The organism is Clostridium vincentii, assembly GCF_002995745.1.
Lineage (GTDB): Bacteria > Bacillota > Clostridia > Clostridiales > Clostridiaceae > Clostridium > Clostridium vincentii.
Genome location: NZ_PVXQ01000002.1, coordinates 17,630 through 43,739, shown reverse-complemented (window position 1 = coordinate 43,739; position 26,110 = coordinate 17,630). Strand labels below are relative to the sequence as shown.

24 protein-coding genes are annotated in these 26,110 nt (G+C 31.0%); 1 reads left to right on the top strand and 23 read right to left on the bottom strand.

The window, feature by feature from the left end; all coding sequences use genetic code 11:
* Positions 1 to 39: 39 nt before the first annotated feature.
* From CLVI_RS01085 to CLVI_RS00985, 21 genes are all read right to left on the bottom strand, one after another.
* Positions 40 to 1,509 (bottom strand): peptidoglycan D,D-transpeptidase FtsI family protein, encoded by a 1,470-nt coding sequence (locus tag CLVI_RS01085; RefSeq protein WP_106058267.1) that lies wholly within the window; start codon positions 1,507 to 1,509, stop codon positions 40 to 42.
* 5 nt (positions 1,510 to 1,514) lie between these two features.
* The gene (locus CLVI_RS01080; protein ID WP_106058266.1) at positions 1,515 to 2,735 is read right to left on the bottom strand and encodes an FtsW/RodA/SpoVE family cell cycle protein; all 1,221 of its coding nucleotides are present in this window, start codon (positions 2,733 to 2,735) and stop codon (positions 1,515 to 1,517) included.
* A gap of 25 nt (positions 2,736 to 2,760) precedes the next feature.
* Positions 2,761 to 3,198, bottom strand: a complete 438-nt coding sequence (locus CLVI_RS01075; RefSeq protein ID WP_106058265.1) for an FHA domain-containing protein — start codon at positions 3,196 to 3,198, stop codon at positions 2,761 to 2,763.
* A 95-nt stretch (positions 3,199 to 3,293) separates the two neighbouring features.
* Positions 3,294 to 6,116 (bottom strand): excinuclease ABC subunit UvrA, encoded by a 2,823-nt coding sequence (gene uvrA, locus CLVI_RS01070; RefSeq protein WP_106058264.1) that lies wholly within the window; start codon positions 6,114 to 6,116, stop codon positions 3,294 to 3,296.
* Between the two features lie 196 nt (positions 6,117 to 6,312).
* Positions 6,313 to 6,690 (bottom strand): desulfoferrodoxin, encoded by a 378-nt coding sequence (locus CLVI_RS01065; RefSeq protein WP_106058263.1) that lies wholly within the window; start codon positions 6,688 to 6,690, stop codon positions 6,313 to 6,315.
* Between the two features lie 98 nt (positions 6,691 to 6,788).
* Positions 6,789 to 8,756 carry an excinuclease ABC subunit UvrB gene (uvrB, locus tag CLVI_RS01060; protein WP_106058262.1) on the bottom strand — a complete coding sequence of 656 codons (1,968 nt, stop codon included), beginning with the start codon at positions 8,754 to 8,756 and terminating at the stop codon, positions 6,789 to 6,791.
* 137 nt (positions 8,757 to 8,893) lie between these two features.
* On the bottom strand, positions 8,894 to 10,183 hold the full coding sequence (locus CLVI_RS01055) for a PDZ domain-containing protein (RefSeq protein ID WP_106058261.1): 1,290 nt from the start codon (positions 10,181 to 10,183) through the stop codon (positions 8,894 to 8,896).
* Between the two features lie 14 nt (positions 10,184 to 10,197).
* A complete protein-coding gene (locus CLVI_RS01050) occupies positions 10,198 to 11,439 on the bottom strand; it encodes a S41 family peptidase (protein WP_170065560.1) in 1,242 nt (413 codons plus the stop codon).
* A gap of 69 nt (positions 11,440 to 11,508) precedes the next feature.
* On the bottom strand, positions 11,509 to 12,399 hold the full coding sequence (gene ftsX, locus CLVI_RS01045) for a permease-like cell division protein FtsX (protein ID WP_106058259.1): 891 nt from the start codon (positions 12,397 to 12,399) through the stop codon (positions 11,509 to 11,511).
* A complete protein-coding gene (gene ftsE / locus CLVI_RS01040; protein ID WP_106058258.1) occupies positions 12,389 to 13,075 on the bottom strand; it encodes a cell division ATP-binding protein FtsE in 687 nt (228 codons plus the stop codon). The genes ftsX and ftsE overlap by 11 nt, the downstream gene beginning before the upstream one ends.
* A gap of 177 nt (positions 13,076 to 13,252) precedes the next feature.
* Positions 13,253 to 14,101: a YitT family protein gene (locus tag CLVI_RS01035; RefSeq protein ID WP_106058257.1), complete on the bottom strand. Its 849-nt coding sequence runs from the start codon at positions 14,099 to 14,101 to the stop codon at positions 13,253 to 13,255.
* 127 nt (positions 14,102 to 14,228) lie between these two features.
* Positions 14,229 to 15,170 carry a transketolase family protein gene (locus CLVI_RS01030; RefSeq protein ID WP_106058256.1) on the bottom strand — a complete coding sequence of 314 codons (942 nt, stop codon included), beginning with the start codon at positions 15,168 to 15,170 and terminating at the stop codon, positions 14,229 to 14,231.
* Complete coding sequence (locus tag CLVI_RS01025) at positions 15,170 to 15,994, bottom strand: transketolase (RefSeq protein WP_106058255.1); 825 nt, start codon at positions 15,992 to 15,994, stop codon at positions 15,170 to 15,172. Before CLVI_RS01025 ends, CLVI_RS01030 begins: the two co-directional genes overlap by 1 nt.
* Positions 15,995 to 16,200: 206 nt before the next feature.
* On the bottom strand, positions 16,201 to 16,554 hold the full coding sequence (locus CLVI_RS01020) for a type II toxin-antitoxin system PemK/MazF family toxin (protein WP_106058375.1): 354 nt from the start codon (positions 16,552 to 16,554) through the stop codon (positions 16,201 to 16,203).
* 8 nt (positions 16,555 to 16,562) lie between these two features.
* Entirely contained in the window at positions 16,563 to 16,784 is a 222-nt protein-coding gene (locus CLVI_RS01015) for a hypothetical protein (RefSeq protein ID WP_106058254.1), read from the bottom strand.
* Positions 16,785 to 17,044: 260 nt separating this feature from the next.
* On the bottom strand, positions 17,045 to 17,656 hold the full coding sequence (locus tag CLVI_RS01010; protein ID WP_106058253.1) for a germination lipoprotein GerS-related protein: 612 nt from the start codon (positions 17,654 to 17,656) through the stop codon (positions 17,045 to 17,047).
* Between the two features lie 56 nt (positions 17,657 to 17,712).
* Complete coding sequence (locus tag CLVI_RS01005; protein WP_106058252.1) at positions 17,713 to 19,215, bottom strand: NAD(P)H-hydrate dehydratase; 1,503 nt, start codon at positions 19,213 to 19,215, stop codon at positions 17,713 to 17,715.
* The gene (gene acpS, locus CLVI_RS01000; protein WP_106058251.1) at positions 19,216 to 19,590 is read right to left on the bottom strand and encodes a holo-ACP synthase; all 375 of its coding nucleotides are present in this window, start codon (positions 19,588 to 19,590) and stop codon (positions 19,216 to 19,218) included. It lies immediately after the preceding gene.
* Between the two features lie 76 nt (positions 19,591 to 19,666).
* Complete coding sequence (locus CLVI_RS00995) at positions 19,667 to 19,963, bottom strand: DUF6514 family protein (RefSeq protein WP_106058250.1); 297 nt, start codon at positions 19,961 to 19,963, stop codon at positions 19,667 to 19,669.
* 402 nt (positions 19,964 to 20,365) lie between these two features.
* Positions 20,366 to 20,728 carry a single-stranded DNA-binding protein gene (locus CLVI_RS00990; RefSeq protein WP_106058249.1) on the bottom strand — a complete coding sequence of 121 codons (363 nt, stop codon included), beginning with the start codon at positions 20,726 to 20,728 and terminating at the stop codon, positions 20,366 to 20,368.
* Positions 20,729 to 20,802: 74 nt separating this feature from the next.
* A complete protein-coding gene (locus tag CLVI_RS00985) occupies positions 20,803 to 21,630 on the bottom strand; it encodes a YihY/virulence factor BrkB family protein (protein ID WP_106058248.1) in 828 nt (275 codons plus the stop codon).
* A 177-nt stretch (positions 21,631 to 21,807) separates the two neighbouring features.
* On the opposite strand from CLVI_RS00985, the gene CLVI_RS00980 reads away from it, so the two are divergent.
* The gene (locus CLVI_RS00980) at positions 21,808 to 22,680 is read left to right on the top strand and encodes an aldose 1-epimerase family protein (RefSeq protein WP_106058247.1); all 873 of its coding nucleotides are present in this window, start codon (positions 21,808 to 21,810) and stop codon (positions 22,678 to 22,680) included.
* Positions 22,681 to 22,768: 88 nt separating this feature from the next.
* Here CLVI_RS00980 and CLVI_RS00975 read toward each other — a convergent pair whose 3' ends face one another.
* Both CLVI_RS00975 and CLVI_RS00970 read right to left on the bottom strand, forming a co-directional pair.
* Positions 22,769 to 25,054, bottom strand: coding sequence for an ATP-dependent DNA helicase (locus CLVI_RS00975; protein WP_242980504.1), 2,286 nt, complete (start codon positions 25,052 to 25,054; stop codon positions 22,769 to 22,771).
* A gap of 55 nt (positions 25,055 to 25,109) precedes the next feature.
* Entirely contained in the window at positions 25,110 to 25,700 is a 591-nt protein-coding gene (locus CLVI_RS00970; protein WP_106058246.1) for a DUF1836 domain-containing protein, read from the bottom strand.
* Positions 25,701 to 26,110: the final 410 nt, after the last annotated feature.

The following is a 26,110-nucleotide window of genomic DNA, read 5'->3' as shown; positions in this document are numbered from 1 at the left end:
GACCACTGCCTTTAAGCAGTGGTCCATCTTTAATGTTCATTATCTATTTAATGCTGAACTCATTATTTTTCCTGCAATCGGTGCTGCAGCAGTTGCTCCATATCCACCATTTTCAACAATTACAGCTACTGCAATCTTAGGGTTTTCTGCTGGTGCAAAGCTTATAAACCACGAATGAGGTGTATCTAATGTTCCATCCGCTTTTAAATGATCTGCTGTACCAGTCTTAGCAGCCGCGTTTAATCCATTAAATGACGGAAAGTTATGGTCTATTACCATCCCGGTCATATAGTCCGTTATTGTAGCAGCATCAGAGCTTGAAATAACCTGCCCATATTTTTTAGATGCAATTTTTTTAACACTATTACCATTCATATCTATGACCTCTTTAACTAAGGTTGGGTTCATCATAACACCATCATTAGCAATAGTACTAGCAACTAGTGCCATTTGCATTGGTGTGGTCAAAATACTGCTCTGTCCAATACCTGATTGAGCAATCATTCCAGCTTCATAGCTCTCTAAAGTTGGAAATCGACTTTTTGTAATACTAAATCCTTCTGCTGGAATTGCATTATTAAATCCAAACTTTTCTGCTGTAGCTTTTAATTCTGCATTTCCTAATTCTTGAGCCAATCCACCAAAAACTACATTACTGGAAACTATAAACGCCTTTTTTAAATTAATGCTACCGTAGACTGCCCCTCCAGCATTTGAAAGAGATTGAGTATCATTAAATTGTATCTTTCCATTATCTTGGAAAGTTTTAGATGTTACTCCTGATATGTTATCTAAAGCACTTGATGTAGTAATTACCTTAAATGTAGATCCTGGAGGGTATAATCCCCCTATAGACCTATTTATTAAAGGACTATTTTCAGCGGTTCCTGCATTAGCAGCTGCCATGGCTGCATCCAAATTATTAGGATCATAAGTAGGCTTTGAAACCATAGCCAAAACTTCTCCTGTTTTAGGATCTAACGCCACAACGGACCCTCTATTATTTCCTAAGGCATCATAAGCAATTTTCTGTAGCGTAGGGTCTAAAGTTGTAATAACTCCATTACCAACTTTGTTTTCTTCTACGCCCCTTGTTTTAAAATCTTCTTTCAAGGAGTCTAAAGTAAAATCTTGAAAAAATGATCTTAATCCAGTTTGCACACTGCTATAACTAGAAAGCTCTTCATCATAAGATTCTTCTAATCCAGTAAGCCCATACTTTTGATTAACATATCCTAATGCATGAACATATAAATCTCCATTTATGTATTGTCTAGATTGTGTTAAATCTCCAGTTTTTTCTCCCGTAGTTAAAGCAGTCCCATTTCTATCATAAATAGTTCCTCTTAGAACTTCATTTCTCTGTGCCCATAACCTTTTATTTCCTTGTTGTGCTGCTATATCATGGGCTCTAAAGGCCTGAAAATATGCTATGTATGAAATAAGTGCTATAAAACAAAACAAAAATACTACCATTACTCTTTTTACACTATTTCTAAAGTCATTCATATATATTAGCCCTCCTCTGAAATCTTTTGCAATATTCCTAATGCGAAGAAGGTAGTTAATATAGAACTACCACCATAACTAACAAATGGTAGCGTTATACCTGTAAGCGGAATCAATGCGAAAATACCTGCTATTATTACTAACGCCTGACAAGCTATCATAGTGCTTAATCCTACAGCCGCAATTTGAGAAAATTTATTTTCTGTAACAAAAGCTGCTCTTATACCTCTATAAAATAATAAGAACATTAAGATTAATATACCAATCCCAAATACCATTCCAAACTCCTCACAAATTGCAGCAAAGATATAATCAGATGTAGTAACTGGCACAAACCCAGGATATCCTTCACCTAGTCCAGCTCCCATCATTCCTCCTGAAGAAATTGAATATAACCCTTCAACAATTTGATATCCATCTCCAGATGCATAAGTCCACGGATCTCTCCATATCATAACTCTTTGTCTCACGTGCCAAAATAGTTTATAAGCAATGACAGCCCCTATTGAAAATAGGCCTAAGCAAGTGACTACGTACTTCTTTTTCGATGTTGCAACGTAAAGTATAGATATAGCAACCCCGAAAAATATTAAAGCTGATCCTAGATCCTTCTGCATAACTAGACAACCTAATGAAAAAGTGACTACAGCCGCTGGTTCAATTAATTGTTTAATATGGGCAAAACCTTTTTTTTCATTATCATAATCCTTTAATGCTGATGCTAAATATATAGTCAAAGCAATTTTCCCAAATTCAGATGGTTGGAATCCAAAACCTCCTATATAAATCCAATTAATCGCTCCATAAACTTCTGTACCAAATATTAATGCTAACGGCATTGACACTAAAGTTGCACCTAAATACACATATTTGTATTTAGATAATTTGTCCATGTCGGGTAATAAAAGAACTGTAATTAAACAAACAATAATGCCTAAAATAAACCAGATCACCTGTTTATTTGCTTCTTCAGGATTTATTCTGTATATCATTGCGATTCCGACTATTGATAAAATACAAGCAAAAATCAACAAAAACTTATCGCCATCTGGATAGAATCTTCTTATCACAAAATGTGAAATTCCAATTATAATACATAGCACTATCCCCATGGTTAAAGCTGTTTTATCAATTGGATTTTTTAATATTGCTAATTTAGTGAAAAGAGCCATACAAAATATATATGTAATTATTAATAGCTTCTTTTCATCACTCCGCATCTTCATATAAACACCTCTATCCTTTGGCTCTTCATAATACTTTAAAGCTAGTTGAACCTATTTTTATATCATCTTTGCCAAAAAGCTTTACCTTGCCAGCTATTCTTTTGTCATTAACATAAGTACCATTAGTACTATTTAAATCTTCAATAAAAAGAATATTATTTCTTATAATAAGTCTAGCATGATTACCAGATACATGTTGATCTACTAAGACCACTGAATTTTCTTCTTTTCTTCCAAGAGTAACACTGGTTCTTATTGGAATAACTGTTCCTATTTTAAGATTGGTGTCCTCTGTTACCTCTACAACCTCAAGACCAAAACTTTTCTTTCCAGTTGATGGCTTTCTTCTTCCACCGCTTTTAACATCCTTGTTCATTATCTTTAGAGCATATACTATTATTGAATATAATAAAATTATAAAAAGTGCTCCAAACACTACTGCCGATAATTTCGAAAAACTCATTTCTTCACCTCAAATATATTTTCCTGTTTAAATAGATTATACAACAAAATGTGTCCAAAGTTATAATAAATATATTAAGCATTACTTTATTCATATTAAATTATTCTTTTTAAATATTTACCAGTGTACGACATAGGACACTTAGCTATCTCTTTTGGTGTTCCTTGAGCAACTAGACTTCCTCCCTTATCTCCCCCCTCTGGGCCTAAATCAATAATGTAATCTGCGCATTTTATCATCTCTAGGTTATGCTCTATTACAACTACGGTATTGCCTCCATCTACTAATCTCTGAAGTATCTCTATAAGCCTCTTTACATCATCAATATGAAGCCCTGTTGTTGGCTCATCTAAAATATATAAAGTTTTACCAGTACTTCTTTTTGATAACTCAGATGCTAATTTTATTCTTTGAGCCTCTCCTCCAGACAATTGAGTAGATGGTTGTCCTAATCTAATATATCCTAGTCCTACATCTTGTAAAGTTTGCAATTTATTATTAATTCGATTTAAATTTCCAAAGAATGTTGTTCCTTCTTCTACTGTCATATTTAAAATATCATCTATATTTTTTCCTTTGTACTTTACTTCTAAAGTTTCCCTATTGTATCTCTTCCCCTTACAAATTTCACAAGGAACATAAACATCTGATAAAAATTGCATTTCTATTTTTATTATTCCATCTCCAGAACATGCTTCACACCTTCCTCCTTTAACATTAAAGGAAAACCTTCCAGGCTTATATCCTCTCATTTTAGCTTCTGTTGTTGAAGAAAACAATTCTCTTATTATGTCAAATGTCCCTGTATATGTAGCTGGATTTGAACGAGGTGTTCTTCCTATTGCACTTTGATCTATATCTATTATTTTATCAATATTTTCATATCCCAATATTTCTTTATGACTCCCAACAGGATTTTTACTTTTGTTAACTAATTTATTTACTCCTCTATAAAGAATCTCATTTACTAATGTACTCTTCCCTGAACCCGATACTCCTGTTACCATTGTTAATGTACCTAATGGTATTTCAACATTAATATTCTTTAAATTGTTCTCCTTGGCTCCTTTTATAGTAATCTTTTGACCATTTCCTTTTCGTCTATTTTCAGGAATTTCAATTCTTTTCTTCCCAGTCAAATATTGACCAGTAATAGAGTTCTCATTTTCCATAATTTCTTTTACAGTTCCAACAGCTACTATCTTTCCCCCATGTTCTCCTGCTCCTGGACCAAAGTCAACAATATAATCAGCTTCTTTCATTGTATCTTCATCATGTTCTACAACTATCACTGTATTTCCTACATCTCTTAGATTCTTAAGAGTTTTAATTAATCTGTCATTATCTCTTTGATGTAGCCCTATACTAGGCTCATCCAGAATATAAAGAACTCCCATTAAAGATGATCCTATTTGTGTTGCCAGCCTTATTCTTTGAGATTCTCCCCCAGATAAAGTTCCTGAGCTTCTTGACAAACTCAAATAGTCTAATCCTACATCAAGTAAAAATTGCAATCTGCTCCTTATCTCCTTTATTACTTGTTCACTAATAATTTTATTCTTTTCGGATAATTCTATGCTATTTAAATATTCTAATTCTTCTCTTATTGGTAACCTTGTAAATTGACTTATATTTAAACTTCCAACCCTTACTGATAAAGCCTCTTTTTTCAATCTATCTCCATGACACTTTGGGCATGCTTTATTACTCATATATTGCTCTATGTCACTTTTAATCATATCAGAGTTAGTTTCATTATATCTTCTTTTTAATGAGTTTATTTCACCATCATAGGCATAGTTATAAGTAACCTTTACGCCATCTTTTACATAATCTACTCTACTTTTTTTACCCTTAGTACCATACAATAATATCTCTACAATCTTTTTAGGCAGCTCTTTTATAGGTGTGTGAAGAGAAAAATCATATTCCTTGCTTAGGGCTTGAAGTATAGCAAAAGTCCAAGCTTCCGCCTTTAGTCTTCCATCACCCCAGTTTGCCATAGCTCCATCCATTATACTTAATTCTTTATTAGGTATAACTAAATTTTCATCTATCTCAATTAATTTTCCTAATCCATCACAATAATCACATTTCCCAAAAGGGGAATTAAAAGAGAATAATCTTGGTGCAAGTTCATCTATGCTTATTCCACAATCCGCGCAAGCAAAGTTTTCGCTAAATAGGATATCTTTTTCACCTATAATATTTATTAATACTAAACCTTCTCCCATTTTTAAAGCCGTTTCTAAGGAATCTGATAATCTCCCTTGTATACCTGCCTTTATAACTATTCTATCTACTACAGCTTCAATGTTATGTTTAATATTTTTTTCTAGCTTTACCTCTTCTTCTGTTAAATCAAAAATTTCATTATCTATCCTTGCACGAATAAATCCATTTTTCTTTATATTGTCTAATATTTTTTCATGTGTTCCCTTTCTTCCTCTAATTATAGGTGAAAGAATTTGAATCTTAGTTTTATCCCCAAGAGTCATAACGTTATCCACAATTTGATCCACAGATTGTTTAGTTATTTCTTTACCACATTTAGGACAATAAGGAGTCCCTATTCTTGCATATAATAATCTTAGGTAATCATAAATTTCTGTTATAGTTCCTACTGTAGATCGAGGATTTTTACTAGTCGTTTTTTGATCTATTGATATAGCTGGAGATAGCCCTTCTATATATTCCACATCCGGCTTATTTATTTGTCCTAAAAATTGTCGTGCATAAGCAGATAAAGATTCAACATACCTTCTTCTTCCCTCTGCATAAAGAGTATCAAAAGCTAATGAAGATTTACCAGATCCGGAAAGGCCAGTAAACACTATAAGTTTATCTCTAGGAATTTCTAAATCAACATTTTTTAAGTTATGTACCTTAGCTCCCTTAATTATAATTTTATCTTTCATTTTTTATCTTTCCCCTTTTTATCTTGATATTTATATTTTGCTCTTATTATGTCTTTTTAATCTCGAACATTAGTTCTTATGTATATATTGTAATTATTTTTTGTATTCTTGTCAATTATACTGTAATGTTTTCATGAAAATTTAATGCAACTAAAAAAAGAGATACTCTAAATATTCAGAGTATCTCTTTACCTTATTATATTTCTATTTTCCAAAGACCATGTAAATTACAATATTCATATACTTCTACATCATCTTTATCAACAAAGACTGCCTTAGGCTCATCTCCTGGTGATAAACTAATTCTTTCAATACTATTTTTACTTACTACTGCAATCCATTGAATATAGTGTTCTTCTGTCATAGGATGATTTACTGAACCAACCTGAACATGTATTTTATCATCTTTTCTTATTGCAACTGGAACATGCTTTTCTTTTGCTCCATCAGTAGTATTAGCTTCAAGTTTTTTCATAGGCTGACCACAACAAACAAGCTGACCTCCACCATTATTGATTAAGCTTACAATATTTCCACATATTTCACATCGGTAAAAAGTTACATTAATTTTCATAAAATCACTCCTTATTTTTGATACTTATATCTTATCATATATTAAATAAAAATCCTCGCTTTTATAATTTATTAATTTCCATACCGTACTTACCTTGATTATTTTATCTTTTTTATAGTATCTCTAAGTTCTGCAGCCCTTTCAAATTGAAGATTTTTAGCTGCATCCATCATTTCTTCAGTATACTTCTTAATTGCTGATTTCTTTTCCTTTGCACTTAACTTCTTTGTCCCTACTTCACTACCGTATACTTCTTCCTCTTCTGCTACCTTTGTGGCTTCTATAAGTGATCTGACTTCTTTAATTATTGTAGTAGGTACTATTCCATACTTGTTATTATGTTCTTCTTGAATCTTTCTTCTTCTATCTGTTTCACTCATAGCTTTCTCCATAGAATTTGTTATTCTATCAGCATACATTATTACTTTACTTTCAGAATTTCTAGCGGCTCTACCAATAGTCTGAATTAAGGAAGTAGCTGATCTTAAAAATCCTTCTTTATCTGCATCCAATATAGTTACCAGTGCTACTTCTGGAATATCTAGACCTTCTCTTAAAAGATTTATTCCAACCAAAACATCATACTCTCCAAGTCTAAATTCTTTTATAATCTTCATTCTTTCAATAGTATCTATATCTGAATGCATGTATGTAGCCTTTACCCCTAATTCAATTAAGTACTTAGTTAAGTCCTCAGACATCCTCTTTGTAAGGGTCGTAATTAATGTTCTAAATCCATTCGCTGTAGTCTTATTAATTTCTCCATATAAGTCATCAATTTGCCCCTTAACAGGCCTTATTATTATTTCGGGGTCTAGTAGTCCTGTAGGTCTAATTATTTGTTCAGCAATAACTAAAGAATTATCCAATTCATATTGAGATGGGGTAGCACTTACGAATACTACTTGATTTATTTTCCTTTCAAATTCATCAAATTTTAATGGCCTATTATCATATGCACAAGGTAATCTGAATCCATAGTCTACTAATGTATCTTTCCTAGACCTATCACCTGCATACATTGCTCTAAGCTGTGGCAAAGTAACATGACTTTCATCAATAAACATTAAAAAGTCCTTTGGAAAGAAATCCAAAAGTGTATGTGGAGGAGTCCCTGGATCCCTTCCATCAAAAATTCTCGAATAATTTTCTATTCCATTACAATATCCCATTTCCCTAATCATTTCCACATCATAATTAGTCCTCTGTTTTAGTCTCTGAGCTTCTAATATTCTATCTTGAGCATTAAGTTCCCTAAGTCTTCCTTCTAGCTCATCTTCAATTCTATTAATTGATCGTTCTATAGTTTCAGGTGAAGTAGCAAAATGAGACGCGGGGAATATAGCTATATGTTCTCTATCTCCTAAAATAGTCCCAGTTAAAACATCAAATTCTCTAATCCTCTCTATCTCATCGCCGAAAAATTCAATTCTAATTCCTTTGTTGGAAGATGAAACAGGAATTATATCCAAAGAATCTCCTCTCACCCTAAATGTACCTCTTGAAAAATCTATATCATTTCGTTCATACTGAATTTCTATTAATTTCCTTATAATTTCATTTCTTTCCTTCTCCATACCCTTTCTTAAACTAAGGGTCATCTTTTTATATTCTTCAGGATTACCTAATCCATAAATACAAGAAACAGAAGCTACAATAATAACATCTCTTCTCTCAAAAAGTGCGGATGTAGCAGAATGCCTTAGTTTATCTATCTCATCATTAATAGATGAATCCTTTTCTATAAAGGTATCCGTTTGAGCGATATAGGCCTCTGGCTGATAATAATTATAGTAAGATACGAAATATTCAACTATATTATCTGGAAAGAATTCTTTAAATTCTGAACACAACTGTGCTGCTAAAGTTTTATTATGAGCAAGTATTATAGTAGGTCTTTGGAGCTTTTCTATAATGTTTGCCATTGTGAAAGTTTTACCTGAGCCTGTAACTCCTAATAAAGTTTGTGCTCTATTCTTTTTATTAATAGATTCAACTAATTCTTCAATTGCTTGTGGTTGATCTCCTGTAGGTTTATATTTTGAATGTATTTTAAATACTCCCATAATTAACACCTTCCTCCCATACCCGAACTTATATTCGTATTCTTATTTTACTTTTTCTATCCTTTATAGTCAATAATATAGTCATTTTTATTTCTTTATATTCAAAAAGGATGGCTACATTCATTGTAACCACCCTCTTATTTATTATCCTTGTTATGTTGAACATCCTTCAAAACTTCCGAGAAATTCTTATTTTCAAAGGAAACCACTTTTTCTATGTCAACAACTCTAGGCACTAGGACAACACCTAGTCTTTTATTATTATCTTGCTTTAGATGAAATTCTTTAAGACTTCCTTTTCTATCTTTAATTTTCATATTAAGATTATTTAGACTTTCTTTAAGAATAATATATATATCTGCTTCTTGATTAATTTGTTTATCATTTACAGATACAATTTTATCACCAGGTCTTAATCCTATTTCATAGGCCTTGGAATAGGGGACAACCTCCAATATAGCTAAGCCATCTTCCCCGCTAGAAAATAGAGGGCTTCTCTTTTCTTCAATCTTGCGCTGTATTAACAACATCCCTTCATGGGCAAGTGGTGCAAATATTATTACTATTATTTCACCTATCCATCCCATCTGTGCTAGTTGTGCTACTAATGTTAAGACTATTCCATATATAAATATGAATATTCCTGAAGATAAAGCCTTCTCTTTTTTTTTCATAGTAAAGGTTAATGATGAGTACCCAAGAACTCCGAATAAAGGAAATAAACTTAATATCATTGTTGATATCATAGTCATTATATTATTATGCTTTATTAATGGCCACCAATCAGGGGTTCCAATACTATCAGTTCCTAATCCGGGCCCTTGACTCGCAACTGAATATGCTATAAATATTGCTACTGGTAGAACCCAATATCTACTAAGGGCATATCCGCCTATAATTGCCCCTTTTCTATTTGAGAACACCGGAATAGCTCCTCTAGATCCATCAACCATTACTAATATAGCCTCTATGATATGTATTACTCCTACAAAAGTCATAAGCATTGTTATGTCTAATGTAAATAGCAACGTCCCATTACTTGTTTTTATATTAAAATAGGCAAATATCATACTCACTATTCCCAATATAGCTCCTGAATAGGAAAAACATACAAGTCTAGGCCTTATGAACATAAGTAGCATAGAAATCATAAATAAAAATTCTATCCCAGAATTCTCACTAAATATTACACCTAAATAACTTAGCATTAGGCTTGCTAATATTCCTGCAAATATTCCTAGTACTATTTGTGATAATGTAAGCTCAAGAGCAGAATTAATCTGTTCACCTACAATCATTTTTTGCATTGATACTACTTTTCTGTTTTTCAAATAAAATAACAGGCCTAATACTACTAACATTATCATTAAAGAGGGCTCTACAATTACATATGCCACAGATCTTAATATATACATGACTAAATCCATAAACAATACCCCTCCTACTTAGACTTTTCCTTTATGACCTGCAAAGCCTTCTGATATTGAGGATCCGTACTTCTGTCATATGTTGCATTTGTATCCTCTTCAATTATTTTAACCTCATAATCTGGACTAATTCCTATTTTATGAATATTTTCTCCATTAGGAGTATAGAATTTTTGAACAGTTATTTTAAGAGCACCCTCTGTATTTTCTAATGTATAAGGGGCTTGTGCAACACCCTTTCCATAAGTTTTTGTACCAACAGTTGTTGCTATACCATAGTCTCTTAAGGCTCCTGTAATAACTTCTGAAGCACTGGCAGTATTCCCATCAATCAAGAGTACAACCGGTATATTTTCAGCAATTCCACCTTTAGACAGACTTACTTTTTCCTTACCATACTTATCCTTTAAAGTGGTTATGACCTCTCCCTCTGGTATAAACTGAGATGCTATTTTTTCTGCTTCAGTTAAAAAGCCACCTGGATTTCCTCTTAAATCAATTATTAGTCCCTTCATCCCACTATCTTTTAAGGTAGATAAAGCGCTTATAAAACTATCTGAGGCTTTTTCATTAAAATCTTTTAACCTAATATATCCAATGTTATCCTCTATCATTTCTCCCGTAGCTGAATCAACTTTAATTTGCACTTTAGCTAATTCCACTTCATAGGTTCCACCATCAGCCTTTTGCATTGTAAGCTTAGAAGATTCTCCTTCATCACCCTGCAACAAGGTAGCTACTTTAGCTATACTATTACTAACTTCTTCATCATTTATTTTCAATATTACATCTCCAGCAACTATATTAGCCTTATCTGCTGGCATATCTTTTTCCACATTAATTACTGCTACTTGATCATTCTTCAAAGAAACAGTTATTCCTATGCCTACATGTATACCTTCATTTGAAAGAAGATATTTTTCATATTCCTTTTTTGACATATAAACAGTATAGGGATCCTGTACACTTGCTGTCATCCCTTTTAAAGCTCCCTCTAATAACATTTCATCATTTATGTCACCATTATAATTTTTCATTAACAGATCTCTCACTTCAAAAAGACCTTCATAAGTATCAATATACTCTACATTTTTTACAACTTGTGAATATTTATTACTATCAGGGCCTATAAACAGACCAAATCTTGCAGATATATTTCCTACAAGAAATGATGTGCCTATTACTGCTACTGTACATATTACAACAACATTATTATTTTTTCTTTTCCTACTACTTCTTCCACCGAACCAGTTCATCAGCATAGCTTCCTTTCCGAGTTGGTATTATACTTTACATATTAAATATTCTATTCTTTTTTCTTGAAATTATACCACTAAGAATTTTCTTAATGCTGTATAACTTGCTAATCCACCAACAACTAAAGAACCTAATCCGAATTTCCACAATAATGCTGTAAATATATAACTTGGTGCCACTAAATCTACCATTAAAAGTTTCGATACAATGGCTGCAAAAGCTAACTTATATAATACAAATAGAACAATAGTTGAAAGAACAGCTCCAAATACGGCAATAACCATACCTTCAATTATAAATGGCCATCTTATAAACCAATCAGTAGCTCCAACAAATTTCATTATTCCAACTTCTCTTCTTCTTGAGTAAACAGTTAACTTTGTTGTATTCATTATTAAGAATATTGAAACTGCTATAAGAATCGCAAATAACACCATTCCCACTAACCTTACAGCCTTAACTACTTTTTGAACCGTGTTAACTAAGTCTTGTTGACTATTTACACTCTCTATTCCAGCTAAATCCTTAATAGCCTCACTTATAGGTTCAGAATAACTGGGGTCTTCCATTTTTATTATGTATGATTCTGGAAAAGGATTGTTTGAAAGAGTATATCCTTGTAAAATACCTTCGCTCTCCTTCATACTCTCTTCAAAATTCGTATAAGCTTCTTCCTTTGATTCATATTGTATTTCTTTTACTCCTGGTTGTTCTCTAAGCTTTACTTCTATTTCTCTCTTATCTATAAGACTTATCTCCTCTTGAAGAAACACCTTTAACTCAACTTTTTCTTCAACTCCAACTATGGCTACATTAGCATTCTCAGCCACAAGAGAAAAAATTCCTAAAACCATAAACGTAATTAATACAGTTATTATTGATGCAAAACTTATTGTTTTATTTCTTCTAAGACTTTTAAATGCGTCTCCTATAAAATAGGTAATAGTATTAAACTTCATTTTCGTACCTACCTTTCTTCTCATCTCTAACTATTTCCCCATTTTCAAGGGCTATAACTCTCTTTCTCATCTCATCAACTATGTTCTTAGCATGGGTCGCCATTAAAATAGTTGTCCCTGCCTTATTTACATCATCCAATAATTCCATTATTTCTTTAGCTGTTTCAGGATCCAAATTACCAGTAGGTTCATCCGCAATTAAAACTGATGGATTATTAACCATCGCCCTAGCTAAAGATACCCTTTGTTGTTCTCCCCCTGATAGCTCATTAGGAAACATTTTATATTTATGAGAAAGTCCAACTAATGATAATACAATTGGAACTCTTCGTCTTATTTCTCTTGGTGATGCTTCAACTACCTTCATAGCAAATGCAACATTTTCATATACGTTAAGTGTATGAATTAACCTAAAGTCTTGAAAAACCATTCCAATTTTCCTTCTAAAATAAGGTGTTGATCTTCTGTTTAATTTTGACAAGTCAGTATCTCCAACAAGTACTTTACCAGTCGTTGGCTCAACTTCTTTTAATAATAGCCTTATAAAAGTGGATTTACCTGCACCTGATGGCCCTACTAAAAATACAAACTCCCCCTTCTCTATATCTATATTCACATCTGAAAGGGCTTTTACATTATTATTAAATATTTTAGAAACATTCTTAAACCTAATCATCTTAACACTCCTTAGCTGTTTTCATAACTTTGTAATTAAGTATATTTTACTCATGATGATATTATAACACAACAATATGAGACTACACTTGACTATATTATATATTCTTCTTACATTTATTCAATTATATTTTTATTACTTTTTAATATTCTACATTAAATGCACCTATATCCTTAATTACTCCATTTTCATAAATCCTTCACCAAGCACTTCATAAGATTCTCTAACACTTATAAATGCTTTTTCATCAATTTCCTTTATATATGATTTTAACCTTATAAATTCTCCTCTACTTAAAATGGCATATATTATCTTTATATCTTCTCCACTATAAGCCCCAACACCATTTAAGTATGTGCAACCTCGATTAAGATCTTTAAGAATAAATTCACCAATGTTTTCAACACTGGTACTCATAATCATAATTTCTTTACTTGTATTAAAGCCATCAATAAATCTATCTACGGTTATTCCTAAAATAATTACGCTCAACATGGCATAAAATCCTATATCAAGACCAAAAACTACTGATGCTGCTAAAGTTATTATTATATCTACAATTAAGAGAGCCTTCCCCATATTTATATTAAAAAACTTATTTAATAGCTTTGCTAATATATCAGTTCCCCCTGTTGTAGAATTATTATTAAAAACAATAGCCATACCAAAAGCTGCTATTAATGTTCCAAAAATCGTTGCAATAATTAAATCTCTTGTAATTGCAAAAGGGCTGAAAAAATATTCTATTATCCACATAATTACTGATAATCCTACACTAGCATATAATGTCTTTCCACCAAATTGCTTTCCAATCAATAGAAATGCTACTACAAATAATATTAAATTAACAACCAACGTAATTGTACTTACAGCAATCTGTGGTATTAAACTATTTATAACTATTGCCAATCCAATAACTCCTCCTGCAGCCAAATTATTAGGAATAAAAAAATATTCCACTGCTATGGCCACTAATATTATTCCAAAGGTAATTAATAGATACTCTTTAACCCAATGCTTAGTCATAGGTACTTCCCTCCATTTAACTTTTATAGTATATAATTATGTTTCCTCTGTATAGCAAAGATTATCCTTATAAAATATTGATAATACTTAAAAAGGAACGCTATATTAGCGTTCCTCTTTATATAACCTACTTAATACTAATAGCTTTCTTAACCTTTGCTACTATATCCATTGCCGTTAATCCATATTTTTCAAGTAGTTCCATTGGCAGTCCGCTTTCCCCAAAGACATCCCTAACTCCTATCTTTAAGACAGGCACAGGATATTCTTCGCAAACAACTTCTGATACAGCTGACCCTAATCCTCCGATTATGCTATGTTCCTCAGCAGTAACAATTATTCCCGTTTCTTTAGCCGCCTTAATTATCAGTTCACTATCTATCGGCTTAATTGTATGTATATTAATTACCCTAGCATCTATTCCTTCCTTAGCTAGAATTTCTTTAGCCGCTAAAGCAGCTTCAACCATAATACCAGTACCTATTATAGTCACATCATTACCTTCTGAAAGAGTAACACCTTTTCCAATTTTAAATTCATAGTTTCCTATTTCATTAATTGTATCTACTGGCATTCTTCCAAGCCTTACATAACAAGGTCCATTTAATTCTGCTATTGCTTTAATTGCAGCCTTTGTTTCAATATCATCAGCTGGATTAATTACTACCATATTTGGAATACTTCTCATAAGAGATATATCTTCTATAGCTTGATGTGATGCCCCATCTTCGCCGACTGTTAACCCAGCATGTGTAGCACATATTTTAACATTTAGCCTAGGATAACATATTGAATTTCTAATTTGCTCAAAGGCCCTTCCTGCTGCAAACATCGCAAAGGTGCTTACAAAAGGAATCTTCCCACAAGTAGAAAGACCAGCAGCTACTCCCATCATATTTGCTTCCGCTATTCCCATATTAAAAAATCTCTCTGGAGCCACAGACTTAAACTCTGCTGTCTTTGTAGATTTCGATAAATCAGCATCTAAAACTACTACATTTTCATTAAGCTTAGCTAATTCTACTAACGCCTTACCATAAGATTCTCTAGTTGCTATCTTTTTACCCATTATCTATCTCCTCCTAATTCCTTAACAGCTATTTCACATTGTTCTTTACTTGGTGCTGCACCATGCCAGCATGCTTGATTCTCCATAAATGAAACCCCTTTTCCTTTAACAGTATTACATACTATTACCGTTGGCTTACCCTTATGGTTTTTTGCTTTTTCTATTGCAGATAAAATTTCGTCATAATTATGTCCATCTATACTAAGTACATTCCACCCAAAGGCTTCAAACTTCTCATCTATAGGTGCCGGATTCATGACTTCTGTAATATCTCCATCTATTTGAAGTCCATTAAAATCAACAAAAAATGTTAAATTATCTAGTTTATAATGAGCTGCTGACATAGTTGCTTCCCATATTTGCCCCTCTTCTAGTTCACCGTCGCCCAAAATTGCATAAACTCTATAGTCTTTCTTATCAACTTTTCCCGCTAGTGCCATTCCAACTGCTGCTGAAGCTCCTTGTCCTAATGATCCTGTAGACATATCAATTCCCGGTATTTCATTCATATTAGGATGACCTTGTAGCCTAGACCCTATCTTTCTTAAAGTTGTTAATTCCTTAGGATCAAAAAATCCACGTCTAGCTAGTGCACTATACAAAGCTGGTGCTGCATGACCCTTAGATAGTACAAATCTATCTCTATTCTCATCCTTAGGATTCTTAGGATTTATATTTAATTCATTAAAAAATAATGTTGTAAGAATATCAGTTGCTGATAATGATCCTCCTGGATGCCCTGAAGCTGATTCAGTTAGCATTTCCACAATGTCCTTTCTAATTTGCTTAGAAATTTGGATTAATTCTTCTTTATTCTTTTTCATTCTATATCCTCCTAAATAATTTAGGCACCTGAGGCAAAATAACAGACAATGCATGTCGTTATTTCTCCAATTGTGCTTAATACAAATGTACTGTTTATTTTTTCCCTAAGTTTCTAAAAATATTTTAACATAAAAAAAAGGAGTTATCTATAAATTAATATTATAATTTATAGATAACTCCTATTTTAAAGAAGCTTGTACTAATTTCAATCTAAATTCAAACTAATTAATAATGCTTTATTAACCTTACGCATATCACTCTCTGTCATATGACCGATCTTCTCTTTTAATCTCTTTTTATCTAGAGTTCTTACTTGCTCCAAAAGAACAACTGAATCTCTATTTAAGCCATATTCCTCAGATGATATTTCTACATGTGTTGGTAATTTAGCTTTATTAATTTGTGATGTTATTGCTGCAACAATTACTGTTGGACTATACCTATTTCCTATATCATTTTGAATTATTATTACAGGCCTAATCCCTCCCTGTTCTGATCCTATCACAGGGCTTAAGTCTGCGTAAAATATATCTCCTCTTTTTACTACCATAGTCGTCATTTGAAAAATCACACCCCGCAAAGCCATCTCTCATATTTATTAATATCTCCTAGTTCAAATTCACTATCTATAGACAAGTTTAAATTTATTTCTCCCATCTCCATGTATCCATTTTTCATTAAATTATATACTTCATCATCACTATATTGTATTAATCCACTATAGGATAATGTACTGTTTTTTTTAATTTTCTCTATTTTTTTTTCTTTACTATCCCTTGTTCGTGACATATTTACCCCTCCTGGTAGTTAAGAGTTTATGTATAGGTAAATTATATTGCAAATATCGTCACTATGTCAAAGGTTTTTACATAATTCATTTCCTATTTTTACAAATTATATCCTTTAAAACCTATATCTTTTTATTTCTTGTAAATAATTGTATTATTTTGCTAAGTATCTACCACATCTTAGCAAAGAAAACTTAAACCATGTTTTTCTGAACTAGTTAATATTAATATAGCTTTTATTTTTTATACCATTATATTTTTTTAAAATAACTCATCGTCAACTTCCTTTAGATATTCAAAATCCTTATATATGATAGTTACTCTTTCTTTTTTATTACTATCATAAACTTTAGCAACTATTGGAACTTTATCTTCTTTATTGATATATAATTTCGCAGATGTCATATGATTGTTTTTGAAAGGCAATTCTATATTTATTTCTATATATTGTCCCTCTCCCCATTCTTCTGAACCCTCTCCTACATCTTCAATTTCATTTAATAGTAAATTATTAGTGAATGCTAGTGGATAAAATTGATCAAAATCGCCCTCAAGTTCATATTCATAACCATTATCATTAACATTAATAATGCCATCATTATAAATCTTAACTCTATTTTCTTCAAACTCAATTCTCATGCCCTGGTCTTTTGAGTAATAAATAGTTGTGTTTTCTTTGTATTCTCCCCTTGAATTTTTTATTTGATACTCAACTTTAGAAGTATAGTTATCTGCATTTTTAACTTCTTCAAGTATTTCATCGTTTGTAGGAAAATAACTATGTCTAAAAATAATAACAATTATTATAGAAACAAAAGGTATCAACAATAATAAAAATGCCCATTTTTTAAATTTACTAAATTCTAATTTCATATTACCTCCAAAGTAATTGTTATTAATAATAATATTAATTACGTAGAGGATTTATTCTATTTTCTTAGTAAATGTTCTATTGTTTTTGGTATTTCTTCTATAACATCTCTCGCATTTATAACATACCGGTCTTTACTAAGTCTATCCGCTGCTAGTCCATGCAAATAAGCACCTAATACAGCACTATCAAATAAGCCTACTCCTTGGCCGACTAAAGACCCTATTATTCCTGTAAGACAATCTCCCATGCCTCCTGATGCCATCTTGCTGTTACCAGTTTCATTTATTACTACGTCCTTACCATTAGATATAATAGTATTGTGTCCCTTTAACAAAGCTATAATGCCATGTTCTTTAGCATAATTTATACAGACATCTATTCTATGTAATTCTATTTTTTGTACGCTTTCATTTGCTAATCTTGACATTTCTCCTAAATGAGGAGTGAATATAGCTCTCCCCTTAAGTTTATTTATGCATCCTTCATCATTAGCAATAATATTTAATCCATCAGCATCTATTACCATAGGACATCTACTACTATTTATGCAATGTATAAGCATATTTCTATTAGCAATACCATTCCCTAATCCAGGGCCACAAATTATTACATCCGCTGTCTCAATTAAGTTATCTATCTTTTCCTTTTCGTTATAGGTCACAGTCATAGCTTCAATCAGTCTATTAGCTAGCAAAGGCTTTATCTCCTCCTCTACCAGTAAAGTAGTAAGTCCAGCCCCAGACCGAACTACAGCCTCAGTTGTTATATACGCGGCTCCCGTTAAGCCTCTACTTCCAGCTAACACTATCACTTTTCCATAAGTCCCCTTATAACCATAGTCCGACCTTATTGGTATTAAATTCTTGTACATATTTTCACCTAATAGGTAAATATTTTCTGTATTTCTTTGTTTAACTAGGTTAGGGATTCCAATTTCTACAACCTTTATTTCTCCTAAATATCTCTTTGCTTTGTTTTGAAAAAATCCCTTTTTCAGTGTTTCTATTGAATACGTCTCTTTAGCTTCTATTGCAATTCCAAAATTTCCTCCTGAATCACAATCTAATCCTGAAGGACTATCAACAGAAACAACATATTTAGCATACTTATTAATCAGTTCTATTACTAAATATATATCTCCTTTAATTTCTCTGTTTAATCCAATTCCAAAGATCGAATCCACCACTATATCAGCTTCACTAACTACTTCTATCATCTTTGTTAACATATCATTTTTTATGTTAAACCTATGTAACTCAGCTTTCATATTAATTAATATATTATAATTTATCTTGAACTCAGGACTAGCCTTATCTAAATCACAAACCAGGAAAACCTTTACTCTTTTGTTGGATAAGATAAGTTTTCTTGCAATTGCTAATCCATCTCCTCCGTTATTCCCTGCACCGCAAAAAACAATAAAACTATTCCCCTTATTCACAATATTATTAAATATCTCCTGTGCTGCATTCTCCATAAGGACTATACTTGGTATTCCAACTTTTTTAATTGCATCTTCATCCATAGATCTTGCTGCTTTTACCGACAGAACCTCCATTTATACCCCCTCTTCAATTATAACAAATGCAACAGCATCTTCCCTACTGTGGGAAATACTAACATGTATCTTACACTTATTAAGTCCAAAAGCTTTCCTTATAGAATTATCAATAACTACATATGGTTTTCCAAGGTTATCATGTCTTAGCTCTATATCCTTTAATCTAAAACCTCTAACCCCGGTTCCTAATGCTTTGCTCAATGCTTCTTTAACAGCAAACGCTCCTGCAATTGTCTCCGGATTATTCTTTTTCATTTCAAAATAACTTATTTCTTCTTCTGTAAATGTACCTTTAATAAAATTTGGAGTTCTTTTCATTATCTTTGATATTCTATCAATTTTCACTATATCTGTACCTATTCCAATTATCATTAGTCACCAACCTTAGAATATTATTCTATATATTATATTAAACTCCATTCCTGCATTTTTATCAATATCATAGTCATTAAAAATTTATACTCTCCGTATCAACATAATCACATATAATTTCTCTTAAATGGATTGGTGATACTTCGTTCTTACATAATATATTAATTATTCCCGTAACCATCTCTTTTTTTGTAGAAATGTATTTAACCTCACTTTCTACACTAGTTACTTTTTTATCTTTGCTAATATCTTCCCTTGTTACCTTTACCCCATATTCTAAAATACTATCTTGTTTTTGTTGTGTCACTTTATATATATAACTCCTCTCAATTCCATCTATATATTTTGTAGTAACTTTCTTCTCAATAACCATTACGCCATCTCCCTATACCATATTGCTTGTCCTACCTAAACAAATAGTATCATAGTAATAACTAAAATAATGTCAAAGCGTGCTCTATTATTAAAGAATCATATTTTATTTACTGACACAATAACCCTTATTATCTTTTCTTGTTTACAATTAATATATTACTTAGCTTATATTAATTATAACTTTGTCACTCCTTGTCGATTACTCTATTTCATGTGTTTTTTATTTTTTACATTTTACCGAAAAAAAGGTAAGCTACTGCTTACCTTTTTTCCTACCATAATTTCCAACTCATTTTCTCATAAATTTCCAAACCATCTTAAACCATAATCGAAATATGAATACGTTGTCACTCATATTTTTATTATACCATATTTTTCTTAATTATCAATATTTTTTTAATTATATTAATTCACTTTGTAATTCTTCATTATTACCATTATCTTTTTTTCCACCAACAAATCTAAAATCTTCAGCTATAACGTCAACTACATATTTCTTATTACCATCCTTGTCTTCATAGCTACCAGTACTTAATCTTCCACTAAGACTTATAGAATTACCTTTTTTTAAATATTTACATAACACCTCTGCTTGTTTTCCCCAAAGGGTCACAGGAATAAAATCAGCTCTTATAGTCCCATCCACTAATTTATAATTTCTATCCACAGCCACAGTGAACTTGGTATATACTTTTTCACCATTTTCAAAGGTCCTAAGTTCAGGATCTTTTACAAGTCTTCCTAATAAAATTATTTTATTCATTATTGACACCTCCTAAATATTCTTATTTTAATCTTTGCCATAAATAAGGTTAAATATTCAAAAAATGTTTTAATTTATTTTTTATTCTCTGCAAGAACCGAATTAATCTCTACTCCGAAAATAAAAATCATAGATGTTAAAAATAGCCATATCATTAATATAAATACCGCTGCCAAACTTCCATATACTCTAGAATAATTACTATAATTATTTATATAAAAGGAAAATGCCATTGAAATTAGTACCCACCCTAAAGCACTAACAACTGCCCCAGGGAATGCTTCTTTCCATTTTATTATTTTAGCTGGAGCATATTTATATATTATTGCAAATACTACTATCAGTGCAAGGATAACCACTACATTTCTAAGGATACCCCATATCATTCCAGCGATTTCAGGGAAGGGCAAAATGCTTACTAAATACTTACCTATTATATCTCCAAATACCAACAATGCTAATGCGGTTAATAGTGCAAATGCTAGCGCAATGGTTCCAAAAAATGATCTTATTGTTCTCCTGATATAATTTCTATCATCTTTTATATCATAAGCCTTATTTATTCCCTTTATTACTGCTCTAAACCCTGATGAAGCTGTCCAAAGTGTTACTAATATTGATACTCCTAATACCCCTGTGTTTTGAGAACCTATTATCTCAATAATAATTGATTCCATTAGTTCAAAAACTGAAATAGGTAACAATCCACTAAGCCCATCCATTACAGCTGATTCATTTAAATTAATAAATCCTATTAACGTAATAACAAATATAAGGAATGGGAAAAAAGCTAGTATCAAATAATATGCAAGTTGAGATGCTAATGCAAAAATATCATCTTTTTTAACTTTTATTATTAAGTGTCCTAGTAATTCCATTTTAGAAATTTTATAATCTTTCATAATTCCACCAATCATTTCTTAAATTTTTTATTATATCCTATATTAGTTTTCTTTTAAAAAAATTTTTAATGTATCTATTTATAAATTATTTTCACCTGCTTAGTATTTATTATCTTTATGCTATTATATAATAGGATTATGTTAATTACCTTATTTTTGTATGAAGGGGATGTTTTTATGATTTATAACTTGGAAAATTCTTATATTAAAATTACTACTAGCTCCAAAGGTGGAGAACTTCATTCTTTAAAAAGTAAAGATGATAATACTGAGTTCCTTTGGAATGGAGATCCTACCTTTTGGAAATATCATGCGCCTGTTTTATTTCCAATTATAGGTAAAGTGAATAACCTTAAATATAAAGTTGATGGATATGAATATACTTTACCTCAGCACGGCTTGGCAAGGACATCAGAATTTAAATTAGTTTCAAAAACTGAAACTAATATCATTTTTGAATTGAATTATTCTGAAGAAAGCCTTAAAGTGTATCCTTTTAAATTCTCTTTAAGAATAAAATATACTCTAATTGATAATAGTTTAAATATAGCCTACTCAGTTAAAAATTTAGATACTAGAAAAATATTTTTCTCTATAGGCTCTCATCCAGCATTTATGTTACCTCTAAATAAGGATGAATCTCTAGAAGATTACTATTTTAAATTTAACAATAAAGAAACAACTTCTATAATGCGCCTAAATAAAGATGGATATTTTATTAAAGATAGGTTACCTTTTCTAACTGATTCAGATGCTATTCCATTATCTAAAGAACTTTTTCAAAATGATGCTTTGGTTTTCTCTGATCTAAATTCAGATGAAATTAGTATTTGTTCTAAAAATCACTCTAAAACCCTTACCTTGAATTTTTCTAATTTCCCATACCTTGGTCTTTGGGCTCCAGCAACGGGTGCACCCTTTGTGTGCATTGAACCGTGGTTTGGTCATGCTGATTACGAAGACTTCAATGGAGATTTTACTGAAAAAGAAGGCATTTTATCTCTAGAAGAAAATAATATTTTCAAATGTAATTTCTCAGTTACAATTTAATATTAAATAAGGCATATGAAAAGACATAACAGACCAAAGAGGCTATGTATATATTTTAATTGTGAATAAGTCCTAATTTTATTAGGACTTATTCAAATTTCTTTAAAGGTTTCCATTCATCTGGTACCATGTTGTAATATTCTGTATTAGTATATCTATCATCAATAAGAAGGATTCTACCTCTATCCTCCTCTGATCTAATTACCCTTCCAGCAGCCTGCATAACCTTATTCATCCCTGGATATATATATGCTATCCGCTCTCCTTGTTGCTTGAAATGCGTTTTTATTATTTCTCCTTGAAATGATATTTTAGGATACCCAACACCTACTATTACTGCACCAATAAGCTTTTCTCCTGGCAAATCTATCCCCTCTGAAAATAATCCTCCCATTACACAAAATCCCACTATATTTTTTCCATCTTCAAATTTGCTTAGGAAAGCAATTCTTTCCTTTTCATCCATACTTGCATTTTGCCAAATAGAATTAATATTGCTATAAGTGTCTTCTATATATTTTTTTGCTTTATCCATGTATTCATAGGAAGGGAAAAACACCATATAATTGCCCTTTTCTCTTTCTATAAACTCAATTATTTTACTGCATATATCAGAGAGAGTTCTATTTCTAGCCTTATATCTAGTATTTCCTCTATATACATATACATCTAGGTTTGCCTTAGAAAATGATGATCTTAATCTGAGCCTATAATCTTCATTGTTCCCCCCTAAAACCTTCATATAATATGCAAAGGGTGTAAATGTAGCCGAAAATAAAATTGTAGCTCTGCATTTATCTATAGTATTTCTAATTTTACTAGATGGATCAACACAAAACAAAGTTATTACCACATCATTTTTCTCTATTTCTGTATATGTTACGTACTCTTCTCCAAATAATTCTGAAATTGATAAGAAATTACTTACCTCAAAATATACATCTAATAATAATTCATTAAATCTTATTTTTTCCTTTTTTGATAATATCTTTTCAGCTTCTATATTAAACAGCTTTAATGCTCCACACAATTCTTTTGGAACCTCATTATAATACTCATACAGCTTATCCTGTGCCTGACAAGCATTAGATTCTTGTATAAATACCTTATTAATACTATTTATATATTTAAATAATTTTGGCATAATTCCTTTTGCTTCTCTTCGTAATTCTAAAAATTTACCTTTACTTAGTGTAGCCGTATAGGAACTTCTTGCTCTATTAATTAGGTTATGTGCCTCATCTACTAATAGTATACTATTCTTGCCATCTTCATCTAATACACGTCTTAGATAAACCCTAGGATCAAATATGTAGTTATAGTCACATATAATGCAATCACACCATTGTATTAAGTCCAATGATAGCTCAAAGGGACATACTTTGTATTCTTCCCCATATGCTATGAGCTCATGGGTTGAAATTTGTTTTTCCTGCTGAAGAATGTGTGGTATTACTGTTCTAATCTTCTCATAATAGTTTTTTGCGTATATACAGTCCTCTTCATTGCAGCTTACCTTATCATTAATGCATATTTTTTCTTTAGCCACTATAGATATTGAATTTATATCCATACCTTTTTCTCTTAGTAGTTCGATACTTTCTTCCGCTACTTTTTTATTAATATTTTTGGCTGTCAAATAAAATATTTTTTCTGCTAACCCTTTTCCCATAGCTTTAACGCTAGGATAAATAGTTGATATTGTTTTTCCTATTCCTGTAGGAGCTTGAATAAAAATAGTCTTACCTTCTTTTATTGTTCCATAACAAGCCTTCGCTAGTTCCACTTGCCCTACTCTATAATTATTAAAAGGAAATCCAGCATCCGTTATACTCTTATCCCTACTATCTTTATGTCCAATTTCTAATAATGCATATATTTTAAATACTTCTGCTAACTTTAATATATATGTATGTAATTCATCTTGACTATATTTTTTTATGAAACTCTTCGCCTCATTAAGATCCAAATTATAATAACTCAACTGCACATCAATGGATTCTAGTCCTCTTTCTTTGCAAATCATATATGCATAAATCTTCCCCTGACTCCAGTGCATCATATTATAATCCTCTACTATCTCATTTAAAGGCTTATAGGTTGATTTTATTTCCTCAACAACAACTCCAGTATTCTCTGAGATAATACCATCACATCTACCTTCTAATTGTAAAAGAAAATCTCCCATATCGATCTCAGTTTTTAAGAAAACCTCTTTTTCGTAGTTTCTATAAATTTCTTCATTACTTTTTTGTAACCTCTGATGAGCTCTTATTCCTTCTATAGCACGTGCATTCGTTGTGAATCTATTATCTAAGCTACCAGTTTTTAGAACTATCTCTACAAATTTTCTCACAGATTTCTTTATTTTCATATTCACCACTATCTTACCTATATTTTTATTAAAAAAATAGGAGAAATTACTTCTCCTATTCTGTACTATATCCATTTGCAATTTTTTGGACTGATTTTTTTATCGCACTCGCTTGTGCTACTAATGAAATAACAAGTATAAACATTCTTATTCTTTCTTCATCTTTGTCATCTAATTCAAGAGTATTAATTAGTTTATCTAACTTTTTTTCGTCTGCAGCAGAATTCAATAAAAAAGAGTTATAACTATCTTCTTGTATTTCTGTAAATATCTTATATGCTGTTTCCCAAGAAATTATATCATCATTTCTATCATTAATTTCATTAAAAGCTAAACTAAATACCTTCTTTATTTCATCTGTTGTTAATACTGGCCTCATATAACTTAAAAGAACCAGTTGAACTAAGTGTAATTTAGTATATCCTCTTTTTTTCCCATCCTCTGGTTTAGTTATAACACCACTTTTTATATAATTCTGAACTATATTATTAGTATACTTATCTTCGATAAATCGATCATTTAAAAAATCAATAACTTGTGATAGAAATAAATCATATTGTGGCAAATCATCATATGAAATTAAATTACTATCAGAAAGCCGTCCAGATAAATTCTTAATATAATTTGAATCAAGCTTCTTTCCCATTTCTATGTCACCTTCATTTCTTTAATCATTAATAAATACATTATATAGTATAGAAAAACTTATTACAAGTTAATGCACTCATTTGCGTATTTGCTATTGATAATTTTTTGCATATATAGTATATTATTTCTTAGATATGTTTTTTCGACAAATACCGCATTCTTTTAAAAATATGTATATGTTTTGTTTAATTTTATTATTTTATTTTAATATATGATGTTTTTCATTATATTTTTATAGGTAATTATAACCCTAAATGTATAAAATAATTTTTTATATTTCAACTGTAAACTATTGACAAGATAAAAAAATGGTAGTATATTCTATTTATAGCTATTTTGTAGAGAAATTTGTAAATTCAAAAGATTATTAATAATTTTGGTTGACTTTATATTACATATTTGGTAGCA